Genomic DNA, 13,196 nt, shown 5'->3' with positions numbered 1-13,196 from the left:
TGACGTTCATGTCCCCTCCCCCTCTTCGTCCGTCCCTCTGCCGTCCCCCGGCGTCGACCTAGGGTCCACTGTGGAACCCGGCGTCGACCCCGTCCCCGGCCGTCGCGCTTGTTGACGTTCATGTCCCCTCCCCCTCTTCGTCCGTCCCTCTGCCGTCCCCCGGCGTCGACCTAGGGTCCACTGTGGAACCCGGCGTCGACCCCGTCCCCGGTTGGTGCATCGCCTTGACCCGGCGGCGGTACCGTTCGCGGTCGGTCCGCCCCTGCTGCTCGGTGGCCGGGTCGAGTCGCTCCGCGGCCCGCAGGCGCACCGAGGCGGCGCGCGGGTTCACGGCGACCTCCGCCTCCCCGGGAAGCTCGGCGCCCCGGCTGAGCAGCCGGAACGTCGGGCCCGATCCGGGAAGTTCCACCGGAAGGTCGACCGGGCCCTTGCTGCGGACCCGGTCGGCGAGCGCCTGCTTGGTGAGCCGGTCCTCCAGCGAGTGGTAGGACAGGACCACCATGCGGCCGCCCACGTTGAGCTTGTCCAGAGCGGCCGGCAGCGCCGTCTCCAGCGCTGCCAGCTCCCTGTTTACCTCGATCCGTAAAGCCTGAAACGTTCTCTTGGCCGGGTGTCCACCCGTTCGCCGGGCTGGTGCCGGAATGCTCTCCCTGACCAGCTCGGCGAGCCGGGCCGAGGAGGTGATCCGGCCGCGCTCGCGCTCCCGGATGATCGCCGAGGCGATCCGCCCGGCGAACTTCTCCTCGCCGTAGACCCGCAGCACCCGGGCCAGGTCCGGGTGGGCGTAGGTGTTGACCACCTCCTCGGCGGTCACCCCCCGGGTCTGGTCCATCCGCATGTCCAGCGGCGCGTCCTGGGCGTACGCGAACCCGCGGTCGGGCGCGTCCAGCTGCAACGAGGAGACCCCCAGGTCGAACAGGATCCCGTCGATGCCCGGATAGCCGAGCTGCTCCAGCACCTCGGGCAGCTCGTCGTAGACGGCGTGCACCAGGTGGGTCCGGTCGGCGAAGCGGGCCAGCCGGACCCGCGCGTGGGCGAGGGCCTCGGTGTCCCGGTCCAGGCCGATCAGCACCGTCCGCGGGTGCCGCTCCAGCACCGCCTCGGCGTGCCCGGCCAGCCCCAGCGTCGCGTCGACGTGCACCGTCCGGTCACCCCGGTCCAGCGCGGGGGCCAGCAACTCGAGACACCTCTCGAGCAGCACCGGCACGTGCGTGCCGCGTAGCTCCCCCATGTCGACCCCCACTGGTTGAAAGTTCCGTTCGGTCCTGCGACCCTGCTCGTCGGACGACGCCGTGCCGTCGTACCGCCAGATCCCCATCCGCTCCCGCTTCGCCTCCCGAGGCCGCGGCCCCGGAGACTGATCGTGCGCCTGGCACCGGGGAAGGGGTGCCAGGAACTCGAAAGCGGCTGGAGATCTCGCAGTACGTCGGGCGTCGTCACGCCCTACAGGCCGCCGGGCAGCACCCCCTCCTCGATGTCGGCGAAGTCGTCTTCGCTCTCGGCGAGATAGGTCTCCCAGGCCGCCTTGTCCCAGATCTCCACCCGGGTGCTCGCCCCGATCACCACCAGGTCCCGGTCGAGCGCGGCGTACGACCGGAGGTGGGCCGGGATGGTGACCCGTCCCTGCTTGTCGGGGACCTCGTCGTGCGCGCTGGCGAAGAAGACCCGGCTGTAGGCCCGGGCCGCCTTGTGCGTCATGGGCTGCGCGCGCAACTGGTCGGCGATCCGCTGGAACTCGGGCGTGGGGAAGACGTAGAGGCAGCGCTCCTGCCCTTTGGTGATCACGACACCCCCCGCCAGCTCGTCCCGGAACTTCGCCGGAAGGATCAACCGGCCTTTGTCGTCCAGGCGCGGAGTGTGGGTGCCGAGGAACATCGGCCCTACCCCCTCGCCCTTTTAGCGGCGTTCGCGGCGCCGCTGACCCCCCGGGCCGGTGGGCCCTCCCGGCCTCACCATCGCGCCCCACTCTACTCCACTTCCCTCCACCTGCAACCAGAAACGCCCGCGTGGCGCGCCGCTCCGCCGGGCAAAAGCGCACGTCAGGAGGGGTGGAGCGGAGTGGAGGGCCGGAGCGCCCCCGGAGCCGCGTCCGCTACCCGACATCGGTCGACTCCGACCGGCGGAGCGCGGGGCGACCGGACGCCCGAGAAGGATCCGGCCGAACGGTTCGCCGTCGGCGGCGATCTGGTGGGCGGGCCGGTCCGGTAACCTCGCTCGGGTGACGGACGCGAAGATGCCCCTGCGGGCAAAGGTGGCCAGCTCCGTGTCCCGGACGGCCGCGGCCCTGTCGCGCGCCGCCGGCCGGGGCGACGGCTCGGTGATCGGCGGCTGGATCGGGCTGAAGATCGATCCTGACCTGCTCGCCCACCTCTCCGCCGGCCGCGCCATCGCGCTGGTCTCCGGCACCAACGGCAAGACCACCACCACCCGGCTCGCCGCCGCCGCCGTCGGGGTGCTCGGCCGGGTGGCCACCAACTCCTTCGGCGCCAACATGCCGACCGGCCACACCTCCGCCCTGGCCAAGGCCGGCAGCACCCCGTACGCGGTGCTGGAGGTCGACGAGCACTACCTCGCGCAGGTGCTGGAGGCCACCGAGCCGCACGTGGTGGCGCTGCTCAACCTCTCCCGCGACCAGCTGGACCGGGCCAAGGAGGTCGCCATGATGGCGCAGCTCTGGCGCGTGGCGCTGGTCCGGCACGCCGACCTGCGGGTGGTGGCCAACGCCGACGACCCGATGGTGGTCTGGGCGGCCACCCCGCCGGCCGACCCGGCGCGCGGGGTCAACCCGCCGCACGTCACCTGGTTCAGCGCCGGCCAGCGCTGGCACGACGACTCCTGGGTCTGCCCGGAGTGCGGCTCCACCATCCAGCGCTCAGGAGAGCAGTGGTGGTGCACCGGCTGCCCGCTGCGCCGGCCCGAGCCGCAGTGGACCGTGGAGGACGACGGCGTCCTCGACCCCACCGGCGCCTGGCACAAGGTGGCCCTCCAGCTTCCCGGCAAGGTCAACATCGGCAACGCGGCCACCGCGCTGGCCGTCGCCGCCGAGTTCGGGGTACGCCCCGTCGACGCGGTCTCCCGGCTGGGCTCGGTGACCTCGGTCGCCGGCCGCTACGCCCAGGTCGACCGGGACGGGCGCAACATCCGGCTGCTGCTGGCCAAGAACCCGGCCAGCTGGCTGGAGGCGTTCGACATGGCCGACGTGGCGCCGACGCTGCTCTCCATCAACGCCCGCGACCCCGACGGGCTGGACACCTCCTGGCTCTTCGACGTCGACTTCGCCCCGCTGCGCGGCCGGCAGGTGCTGATCACCGGCGACCGGGCGTACGACCTGGCGGTCCGGCTCGACGTCAACGCCGTGCCGTTCCAGCACGTGCGGACGTTCGACGAGGCGGTCCGGGCGGTCCCGCCGGGCCGGCTGGAGGTCATCGCGAACTACACCGCCTTCCAGGACATCCGAGCGGAGTTGGACCGTGTCAACTGAGAGCCTGCGCATCGTCTGGATCTACCCCGACCTGCTCTCCACCTACGGCGACCGGGGCAACCTGCTGATCCTGGCCCGCCGGGCTCAGCTGCGCGGGATGCCGGTCGAGGTCATGGAGGTCCGCTCCGACCAGCGGCTGCCCGCGACCGCCGACATCTACCTGATCGGCGGCGGCGAGGACGGCCCGCAGGCGCTCGGCGCCCAGCGGCTGATCGCCGACGGCGGCCTGCACCGGGCGGTCGCCCAGGGCTCGGTGGTCTTCGGCGTCTGCGCCGGCTACCAGCTGCTCGGCACCTCCTTCTTCGCCAAGGGCACCAAGTGCACCGGGCTGGAACTGCTCGACCTCTCCTCCGACCGCGGCCCGACCCGGGCCGTCGGCGAACTGGCCGGCGAGATCGACCCGCGGCTCGGCGTACCGGTGCTGTCCGGGTTCGAGAACCACGGCGGGCGCACCCACCTCGGCCCCGGCGTCTCGCCGCTGGCCCGGGTCACCGCCGGGGTCGGCAACGACGGCGCCACCGAGGGCGCCTGGCGCGGCAAGCTGCTCGGCACGTACTCGCACGGGCCGGCGCTGGCCCGCAACCCGGCCCTGGCCGACCTGCTGCTGCGCTGGGCCACCGGGGTGCACCAGCTTCCGCCGCTGGACGACACCTGGGCCGACCGGCTCCGCTCCGAGCGCGCGCCGCGGTGGCCGCCGCCGACCGGGCATGATCCACGCCGTCCGGCGGCTGCTCGGCCAGCCGTCCGGGCGTCGCTTCGCCGCGCTGCTGCTCCTGCTCGCCGGCTTCGGGGTGCTGCTGCTGGTGGCGCCCCGGCCGGACGTCGCCCGGCTGCCGCGTCTCGCCGACTCCCTGGGCGGGTACGCCCGCTCGCGGCGATCGCCGCCGGGGCGGTGCTGCTGGTCGCGCTGGTCCCCCGGACCTTCGTCACGCTCGCCTCCGGCGCCATCTTCGGCCCCCTGGAGGGTGCCGCGTACGCGCTCGGCGCGGCCCTGCTCGCCGCGGCGATCGGCTTCGCGGTCGGCCGGGTGCTGGGCCGGGAGTTCGTCGCGGAACGGGTCCGGGGCCGGCTGGCCCGGCTCGACGGCTGGTTCGCCCGGCAGAGCGTGCTGGGGGTGATCACCGTCCGGCTGCTGCCGATCGCCGGCTTCGGCCTGGTCAGCTACGGCTACGGCACCACCGGCGCGCGGGTGCTGCCGTTCCTCGCCGGCAGCGTGCTCGCCTCCGCCCCGACCGCGTTCGGCTACGCCGCGATCGGCGCGGCGGTCAGCTCGCCCGGCGAGGTCAACTGGTACGCCGCCGCCCCCCGCCAGCCTCGGCCTGATCGCCAGCGCCGTGCTGATCCACCGCTGGTGGCGCGCGGAACGGCAGCGCCGGCGCGGTGCGACGGAGTCGCGACCGTGACGGGTGGGAACCGGCCGCCGCGCCGAAGTGACCGGCGCCGACGGCAGCCCGCCGAGGTGGGCGGCGCCGACGGGCCAACCGTCGGAGGCGGCCGGCGCCGACGGGCCAACCGTCGGGGTGGCCGGCGCCGGCGACTGGGCCGGCGAGGAGGTGCTAGGCGGCGGGTTCGCCGCCGAGGAGGTGCTGGCCGGCGGGTTCGACGGGGAGGAGGTGCTGGCCGGCGGGTTCATCGCCGAGGTGGTCCGGATCGGCGACACCGTCCGCCGCACTCCCCCGGCCAACGCCGGGTTCGTCACCGCCCTGTTGGCGCACCTGGACCGGGTCGGCGCGCAGGTGGCGCCCCGGTTCCTGAGCACCGACGAGCGGGGCCGGCAGGTGCTCAGCCACCTCGCCGGGCGGGTGCCGTGGCGAGAACGGGAGGCCCCGGCCTTCTTCTCCGACGCCGCGCTGACCCGGCTGGCCGAAATGATCCGGGCCCTGCACGACGCCTGTGCCGACACCGGCCTGGCCGGCGGCGCGGAGACGGTCTGCCACCGCGACCTGTCGCCGAAGAACACCGTGTACCGGGACCTGCCCGCCGGCCTGCTGCCGGTGGCGTTCCTCGACTGGGACCTCGCCGCGCCGGGCCGCCGGATCGACGACGTGGCGTTCGCCGCGTGGCACTGGGGGGAGCTGGGCGAGGGCGCCGACCCGGCCGAGCTGGGCCGGCGCTGCCGGCTGCTCTGCGACGCCTACGACGCGGCCGCCGCCGGACCGGATCCGGTACCGCTCCCCCGGGATGAGCTGGTCACCGTCATGCTCGACCAGATCGAGGGCACCTGGCGGGGCATCGACGCCGACGCGGACCGGGACGAGCCCGGCATGCGCCGGCTGCGCGCGGCCGGCGCGGTCGACGGGGTACGCCGCTGGCAGGACTGGCTGCGCACCCACCGGCGCACCGTGGAATCGACCCTGCACGCCTGAGGTCCGCTGCGCCGCCGGCCGGGTCCGGCACCGGCGTGTCGCAGCCCGGAACGAAGGTGGCCGACGAGCGTGATGACTGTGAGGCATATTTATGCCGCACAGTCATCACGCTCTTTCTGGCGAGCGCCGCCACGGACATCACGCTCCGTGCCCTAACCTCCCGGGCGGCGAGCCCCCCAACTCGACGTGCGCCACCACGCGCAGCACCGGCCGCATCCCAGCCGCCCCCGCTGGCGATGCCCATCTCGGCGTGCGCCCCCACGGGAGGCACGCTCCACGTCGCGGCCGCACGGGGTGGCGAACCTCGCTGCCGAGGTTCTTCCCCGGTGACCCGGGGGCCGGCGCGCCATGCCGGACCGCCGTCAGCGGAACGAGTCAGTCGGACGGGTGGACCAGCCTCGCCTCGTAGGCGGCGATCACCAGGTGCACCCGGTCGCGGGCGCCGAGCTTGGTGAAGAGCCGGGCCACGTGCGCCTTGGCGGTGGCCGCGCTGATCACCAGCTCGGCGGCGATCTCGGCGTTCGACATCCCCCGCCCGACCAGGGTCAGGACCTCCCGTTCCCGGTCGGTCACCCCGGCCAGGGCCCGCGGCCGGACCGGCGGGCCGGGCCGGCGGACGAACTCGGCGATGAGCCGGCGGGTGACACCGGGCGCGATAAGCGCGTCCCCGGCGGCCACCACCCGGATCGCGCCGAGGATGTTGTCGAGGGCCATGTCCTTGACCAGGAACCCGCTGGCGCCGGCCCGCAGCGCGGCGTGCACGTGCTCGTCGTCGTCGAACGTGGTGAGCACCAGGACGCGGGTCGGCCCGCCGTGCGCGGTGATCGCCCGGGTGGCCTGGATGCCGTCCGTGCCGGGCATCCGCAGGTCCATCAGCACCACGTCGGGCGCGACCTCGCGGGCCAGCCGCACGGCCTCGGCGCCGGTGCCGGCCTCACCGACGACGTCGATGCCCGGCGCGTCGGCGATGAGCACCCGCAGGCCGGCCCGGACCAGCGGCTGGTCGTCGGCGAGCAGCACCCGGACGGTCACCGGTCGGCCGCCGGCACCGGCAACCGGGCCGTCACCCGGAAGCCACCCTCGGGGCGCGGCCCGGCGCGGAACCGCCCGTCGAGCAGGGCGACCCGTTCCCGCATGCCGACGATGCCGTGCCCGTCGCCGGCGACCGGCCCGCCCCGGCCGTCGTCCACGACGGTCCACCACCACCTCGTCGGGGCCGTGCTCCACGGTCACCCGGCACCGGTCGGTGTCCGCGTGCCGGACCACGTTGGTGAGCGCCTCCTGCACGATCCGGAAGGCGGCGAGGCCGAGGTCGGCCGGCACCTCCACCGGCCGGCCGACCCGCCGCAGGTCCACCTGGACGCCCGCGTCGCCGGCGGCGGCGACCAGCCGGTCGAGGTCGTCCAGCCCGGGCGTCGGGTCCAGTGACGCCGACTCCGCGTCGGGGCGGCGCAGCGCGCCGAGGGTACGCCGCAGGCCGGCCAGGGTGTCCCGGCTGGTCGCCTCGATGATGGCGAGCGCCGCGCGCGCCTGCGCCGGCTGGGTGTCGATGACCCGGGCCCCGACGCGGCCTGGATGGCGATGACGCCGATGCTGTGCGCGACCATGTCGTGCAGCTCGCGGGCGATCCGCAGCCGCTCGGCGGTGACCGCCTCGGCGGCGGCGTGCGACCGCAGCGCCTCGGCGTGCCGGCGTCGGGTCCGGAGCGAGTCACCGACGGTCCAGGCGGCCACCACCGCCAGCACCGAGAGGGTGGCCCGGGCGACCGGGTCGGAGCCCAGGTTGAGGAAGCTGGCGCCGACCTGGACCAGGAGCACCACCGCGGCGGTGGGCAGCGACACCCGGCGCGGCCGGGTCGCGGCCACCACGCCGAGCGCGGCGTCGACGGCGAGGAACTGCAGCCGGAAGACGTCGTCGAGGTAGCCCTGGTCCCCACCGTTGACGGTGCCGCTGGCCAGGGCCGCCCCGGCCAGCATGAGGCCGAGGGCGGTCAGCGGCCGGCGCCGTAGCAGCACCGCGGGCAGGGCCACCACCAGCGCCGGCACCGCGTACCGCTCGGAAATCCACAGCTCGCCGAACCCCAGGCCGCCGCCGCTGTACCCGACCGTCGGGGCGTAGAGCCAGAGCACCGGCAGGACGGCCACCCCCGCCCAGGCCAGGACGGCCCGCACGGCGGGGGCGACGGCGCGCGGCCGGAGCGGGATGGCGTCCACCCGGACACCGTAGCCAGCCGCCCGCCGCCCGGACATCGGCCCACGGGCGTACGCCCCGGGGCGCGTGCCGGACCGGTGGAAGTGGCCCGTGGCGCGACGACCGGCCGTCCGCCGCGCGGCAGCGTGAACCGCATGATCGAGCTACGTGACCTGACGAAACGGTACGGCCGCACGACGGCCGTCGACCGGCTCACCCTCACCGTCCGGCCCGGACACGTGACCGGGTTCCTCGGGCCCAACGGCGCCGGCAAGTCCACCACCCTGCGGCTGGTCCTCGGCCTGCACCGGCCCACCAGCGGCACGGTCACCGTGGCCGGGACGCCGTTCGCCGACCGTCCGCGCGGGCTGCGGCACGTCGGCGCGCTGCTGGACGCGGGCGACGTGCACGGCGGGCGCAGCGCGCTGGCGCATTTGCCGGCGCTGGCCCGCAGCAACGGCATCCCCCGCGCCCGGGCGGTCGAGGTGCTGCGGGAGGTGGGGCTGGCCGACGTCGGCCGGCGGCGGATCGGCGCCTTCTCCCTCGGCATGCGGCAGCGGCTCGGCATCGCCGCCGCGCTGCTCGGCGACCCGCCGGTGCTGCTCTTCGACGAGCCCTTCAACGGCCTGGACCCGGAGGGGGTGCGCTGGGTGCGGGCGCTGTTCCGCCGGTTGGCCGCCGAGGGCCGCACGGTGCTCGTCTCCAGCCACCTGATGAGCGAGATGGCGCAGACCGCCGACCACCTGGTGGTCATCGGCCGGGGCGAGCTGATCGCCGACGAGAGCCTGGCGGGGTTCGCCGCCCGCGTCGGCCCGGCCGGCGTCACCGTCCGGACACCGGACCCGGCGGCGCTGACCACGGTGCTGCGCGCCGAGGGCGGCGCCGTCCACGCCGCGGCGGACGGGTCGCTGGTCGTCGGGGGCCTGACCGCCGCCCGGATCGGCGACCTGGCGTACGCGGGCGGGCTCCCGCTGCACGAACTTGCCCCGCACACCGTCTCCCTCGAGGAGGCGTTCATGGACCTGACCGCCGACCGCGTCGACTATCCCGCCGGAGGCCGCCGATGAGCACCGCCACCCGTCCCGCCCGCACCGCCCACCGCACCGCCACACCGCCGGCCCGGTTCCGCGACCTGCTCGCCGCCGAGTGGATCAAGCTGTGGTCGCTGCGCTCGACCCGGTGGACGCTGCCGCTGGTCTGCCTGTTCGTCGTCGGGGTGAGCGTCAACGCCAGCCTCGCCGACCACCGCAACTGGCCGATGTACCCGGACGGGCGGCGCGAGATGTTCCACCGCTACGGACCGGTGCGGGACGCCTTCCCGGAGGCCGGCTATCTGCTGCTGATGCTCGCCGCCACCACCGTCGGCGCGCTGACCCTCGTCGGCGAGTACCAGAGCGGACTGATCCGCACCACATTCGCCGCCGTCCCCGCCCGCCGGTCGGTGGTGGCGGCGAAGGCCGCGGTGCTGACCGCGGTCATGCTCGTGCTGGGCCTGGTCACCGCGGCCACCTCGTTCTGGGTGTCGCAGGCGATCCTGTCCGGACGTGACGCCGGCTGGTCGGTCGGCGAGCCGGGCGTGGCGCGCGCCGTCCTGGCCAGCGCGCTGCTCGTACCGGTCTGCGCGCTGCTCGGGATGGGTCTGGGCGCGGTCATCCGGCACGCCGCCGGGACGGTCGTCGCGGCCACCTCGGTGCTCGTGCTGCTGCCGCTGGTCGTCGACAGCGACAGGTACCGGTGGATCGCCGAAGTCCGCCACGCACTGCCCGTCGCGGCCTGGCAACGGCTGATCGAGGTGCACCCCGACATCATCAACCCGGACCCTTTCCCGGCCACCGTCACCGGCTCCTGGCTGACCTTCGCCGCCTGGTCCCTCGCCGCGACCCTGGTCGCCCTCGTCGCGGTCCACCACCGCGAACCCTGAGCCACCCACCTTCCGAATGCGCCCACTTCTACAGTGAAAGAGTGGCTGTTCCGCGCGGAACAGCCACTCTTTCCGGGAAACTGCGGGCTCGCGGCCCAGGGGTCAGGCGACGACGGAGACCATGCGGCCCTTCACGACGATGACCTTGCGGGGTTCCTTGCCGGCCAGCGGGCCGCGACCGCCTCCAGGGCGGCCGCGCGGACGGTCTCCTCGGACGCGTCGGCGGGGACCTCGACCCGGCCCCGGACCTTGCCGTTGATCTGCACCGGGTACGTGACCGTCTCGGCGACCAGCAGCGCCGGGTCGGCGGTCGGGAAGTCCGCGTACGTCAGCGAGGTCTCGTGCCCCATCCGCCGCCACAGCTCCTCGGCCACGTGCGGGGCGAACGGCGCCAGCATCAGCACCAGCGGCTCGGCCACCTCGCGCGGGGTCTCCGACAGCCGGGTCAGCCCGTTGGTCAGCTCGATCAGCTTGGCGATCGCGGTGTTGAACCGGATCGCCTCCATGTCACCGCGGACCCCGTCGACCACCTTGTGCAGCAGCCGCCGGGTCGCCTCGTCGGCCGGGGCCTCGGTGACCCGCAGCGCGCCGGTCTGCTCGTCGACGATCGCCCGCCAGACCCGCTGCAGGAACCGGTACGACCCGACGACCGCCCGGGTCTCCCACGGGCGGGACACCTCCAGCGGGCCCATCGACATCTCGTAGACCCGGAACGTGTCGGCGCCGTACGCGGCGCACATCTCGTCGGGCGTGACGACGTTCTTCAGGGACTTGCCCATCTTGCCGTACTCGCGGTTGACCCGGGTGTCGCCCAGGTAGAAGCCGCCGTCGCGCTCGGTGACGTCCTCGGCCGGCACGTAGGCGCCCCGGGCGTCGGTGTACGCGTACGCCTGGATGTAGCCCTGGTTGAACAGCTTGCGGAACGGCTCGAACGACGAGACGTGGCCCAGGTCGTACAGCACCTTGTGCCAGAAGCGGGCGTACAGCAGGTGCAGCACGGCGTGCTCGGCGCCGCCGACGTACATGTCGGTGCCGCCGCAGTCGCCCTCGCCGCGCGGGCCCATCCAGTACCGCTCGTTCTCCGCGTCGACGAACCGCTCGGAGTTGGTCGGGTCCAGGTAGCGCAGCTCGTACCAGCAGGAGCCGGCCCACTGCGGCATCACGTTGGTCTCGCGGGTGTAGCGCTTCGGGCCGTCACCCAGGTCCAGCTCGACCTCGACCCAGTCGCGCCGCCGCGACAGCGGGGTCTCCGGGTTGCTGTCGGCGTCGTCGGCGTCGAAGGTGCGCGGCGAGAAGTCGTCCACCTCGGGCAGCTCGACCGGCAGCATCTCCTCGGGCAGCGCGATCGCCGCGCCGGTCTCGTCGTACACGATCGGGAACGGCTCGCCCCAGTAGCGCTGCCGGGAGAACAGCCAGTCGCGCAGCCGGTAGGTGATCGCGCCGGCGCCGTGCCCGTTGGCCTCCAGCCACTCGATGATCGCCGCCTTGGCGTCGGCGACCCCCAGGCCGTTCAGGTCCAGGCCGCGGTCGGGCGCGGCGCTGTTGATCGCCGGGCCGTCCCCGGTGTACGCCTTGCCGTCGAAGCCCTCCGACGGCTGCACGGTGCGCACGATCGGCAGCTCGAAGACCTCGGCGAACGCCCAGTCCCGCTCGTCCTGCGCGGGCACCGCCATGATCGCACCGGTGCCGTAGCCGGCCAGCACGTAGTCGGCGATGAAGATCGGGACCTGCCCGCCGGTGACCGGGTTGACGGCGTACGCGCCGACGAAGACACCGGTCTTCTCCTTCGTGTCGGCCTGCCGCTCGACGTCGGTCTTGGCCGCCGCCGCCTTCCGGTACGCCTCCACCGCCGCGCGCGGGTTGGCGTGCCCACCGGTCCAGGCGTCCTTCGTCCCCGCCGGCCAGGCCGCCGGCACCAGCGCGTCGACCAGCTCGTGCTCCGGGGCCAGCACCATGTAGGTGGCGCCGAAGATGGTGTCCGGGCGGGTCGTGAACACCCGGATCGGCTCCCGCTCGGTGGGGAAGTCGATGTGGGCGCCCTGGGAGCGGCCGATCCAGTTGCGCTGCATCAGCTTGATCGGCTCGGGCCAGTCCAGGGTGTCCAGGTCGTCCAGCAGCCGGTCGCCGTACGCGGTGATCCGCATCATCCACTGCTTCAGGTTGCGCTTGAAGACCGGGAAGTTGCCCCGCTCGGAGCGGCCGTCGGCGGTGACCTCCTCGTTGGCCAGCACGGTGCCCAGCCCGGGGCACCAGTTCACCGGGGCCTGCGAGACGTACGCCAGCCGGTGGTCGTCGACGATCTGCCGCCGCTCGGCCACGGTCAGCTCGGCCCAGGACGGCCGTCCGGGGTGGGGCGGTTGCCGCCCTCGAACTCGGCGATCAGCTCCGCGATCGGGCGGGCCCTGCGCACGTCCGGGTCGTACCAGGAGTTGAAGATCTGCAGGAAGATCCACTGGGTCCAGCGGTAGAAGTCGGTGTCGATGGTCGCCACCGAGCGGCGCTCGTCGTGGGCCAGCCCCAGCCGGCGCAGCTGCGCCTTGTACCGCTCGATGTTCGCCACCGTGGTGGTACGCGGGTGGGTGCCGGTCTGCACCGCGTACTGCTCGGCGGGCAGGCCGAACGCGTCGAAGCCCATGGCGTGCAGCACGTTGCGCCCGGCCATCCGCTGGTAGCGGGCGAAGCAGTCGGTGCCGATGTAGCCCAGCGGGTGGCGACGTGCAGGCCGCGCCGACGGGTACGGGAACATGTCCAGCACGTACAGCTTCTCCGCGCCGGCCCGCGGGTGGTCCGGGTCGGCCAGCGGGCCGGTCGGGTTCGGGGCGTGGAAGGTGCCCTCGCGCGCCCAGACGTCCTGCCAACGGGTTTCGATCTCGTCGGCCAGGGCCGCGGTGTACCGGTAGGGGGGAATGTCGCCCGCCGGTGCGGCTGCCTCACTCATGGCGTCTCCTCGCTTCGCTCGTCGCCGCCGGCCGTGCGCGGCCGGGCTGGGTGCTGACCTCGCTCGGCGTGGTCATGGGTCGGGTATGGGGAGTGGATCCGCTCTCGGTGCGGCCCGTCCGGGCCGGGCGGGGCCCGAGGCCACGCGGCCGCGAGGGCACAAAAAAGCCCCTCGCGCAGGAGGGGGCCGCCGTGCTGTCGCGCGTCAGCGCATCAGCAGGCCCGGTAAGAAGCAGGAAGACTCCGGCCCAGTGACCGGGCAGTGTGACCCCGCCCGCCGGCGCGCGGGTGGCCCGCCACC

At 74.3% G+C, this 13,196-nt stretch carries 9 protein-coding genes and 3 pseudogenes; 6 read left to right on the top strand and 6 right to left on the bottom strand.

Going from position 1 to position 13,196, the window contains the following annotated elements; genetic code table 11:
• Window positions 1–118: 118 nt before the first annotated feature.
• Window positions 119–1,231 (bottom strand): 16S rRNA (cytosine(1402)-N(4))-methyltransferase RsmH, encoded by a 1,113-nt coding sequence (rsmH, locus tag JNW89_RS12800; RefSeq protein ID WP_238449100.1) that lies wholly within the window; start codon window positions 1,229–1,231, stop codon window positions 119–121.
• 212 nt (window positions 1,232–1,443) lie between these two features.
• Complete coding sequence (gene mraZ / locus JNW89_RS12795) at window positions 1,444–1,875, bottom strand: division/cell wall cluster transcriptional repressor MraZ (protein ID WP_088961118.1); 432 nt, start codon at window positions 1,873–1,875, stop codon at window positions 1,444–1,446.
• 358 nt (window positions 1,876–2,233) lie between these two features.
• On the opposite strand from mraZ, the gene JNW89_RS12790 reads away from it, so the two are divergent.
• From JNW89_RS12790 to JNW89_RS12775, 4 genes and pseudogenes are all read left to right on the top strand, one after another.
• Window positions 2,234–3,481 carry a MurT ligase domain-containing protein gene (locus tag JNW89_RS12790; RefSeq protein ID WP_238449099.1) on the top strand — a complete coding sequence of 416 codons (1,248 nt, stop codon included), beginning with the start codon at window positions 2,234–2,236 and terminating at the stop codon, window positions 3,479–3,481.
• Window positions 3,471–4,192: pseudogene (locus JNW89_RS12785) on the top strand (type 1 glutamine amidotransferase). The gene JNW89_RS12790 and the pseudogene JNW89_RS12785 overlap by 11 nt, the downstream one beginning before the upstream one ends.
• Window positions 4,189–4,884, top strand: a pseudogene (locus JNW89_RS12780) (TVP38/TMEM64 family protein). The pseudogenes JNW89_RS12785 and JNW89_RS12780 overlap by 4 nt, the downstream one beginning before the upstream one ends.
• Window positions 4,885–4,911: 27 nt before the next feature.
• Window positions 4,912–5,847: a phosphotransferase gene (locus tag JNW89_RS12775; protein ID WP_238449098.1), complete on the top strand. Its 936-nt coding sequence runs from the start codon at window positions 4,912–4,914 to the stop codon at window positions 5,845–5,847.
• A gap of 375 nt (window positions 5,848–6,222) precedes the next feature.
• On the opposite strand, the gene JNW89_RS12770 is transcribed toward JNW89_RS12775, so the two are convergent.
• Genes JNW89_RS12770 through JNW89_RS12760 form a run of 3 tightly spaced genes read right to left on the bottom strand, consistent with a single transcriptional unit; the run spans window position 6,223 to window position 8,060 of the window.
• On the bottom strand, window positions 6,223–6,879 hold the full coding sequence (locus tag JNW89_RS12770) for a response regulator transcription factor (RefSeq protein WP_238449097.1): 657 nt from the start codon (window positions 6,877–6,879) through the stop codon (window positions 6,223–6,225).
• On the bottom strand, window positions 6,876–7,037 hold the full coding sequence (locus tag JNW89_RS12765) for an ATP-binding protein (protein WP_238449096.1): 162 nt from the start codon (window positions 7,035–7,037) through the stop codon (window positions 6,876–6,878). The genes JNW89_RS12770 and JNW89_RS12765 overlap by 4 nt, the downstream gene beginning before the upstream one ends.
• Window positions 7,038–7,076: 39 nt before the next feature.
• Window positions 7,077–8,060 carry a histidine kinase gene (locus JNW89_RS12760; RefSeq protein WP_238449095.1) on the bottom strand — a complete coding sequence of 328 codons (984 nt, stop codon included), beginning with the start codon at window positions 8,058–8,060 and terminating at the stop codon, window positions 7,077–7,079.
• A 132-nt stretch (window positions 8,061–8,192) separates the two neighbouring features.
• On the opposite strand from JNW89_RS12760, the gene JNW89_RS12755 reads away from it, so the two are divergent.
• The gene (locus JNW89_RS12755) at window positions 8,193–9,104 is read left to right on the top strand and encodes an ABC transporter ATP-binding protein (RefSeq protein WP_238449094.1); all 912 of its coding nucleotides are present in this window, start codon (window positions 8,193–8,195) and stop codon (window positions 9,102–9,104) included.
• Window positions 9,101–9,958, top strand: a complete 858-nt coding sequence (locus tag JNW89_RS12750) for a hypothetical protein (RefSeq protein ID WP_238449093.1) — start codon at window positions 9,101–9,103, stop codon at window positions 9,956–9,958. The genes JNW89_RS12755 and JNW89_RS12750 overlap by 4 nt, the downstream gene beginning before the upstream one ends.
• A gap of 102 nt (window positions 9,959–10,060) precedes the next feature.
• Here the strand turns inward: JNW89_RS12750 and leuS are convergent.
• Window positions 10,061–12,896: pseudogene (leuS, locus tag JNW89_RS12745) on the bottom strand (leucine--tRNA ligase).
• Between the last annotated feature and the right edge of the window lie 300 nt (window positions 12,897–13,196).

The organism is Micromonospora sp. 4G55, from assembly GCF_016803375.1.
The sequence above is the reverse complement of the archived record's forward strand: the minus strand, read 5'-3'. Positions and strand labels throughout refer to the sequence as shown.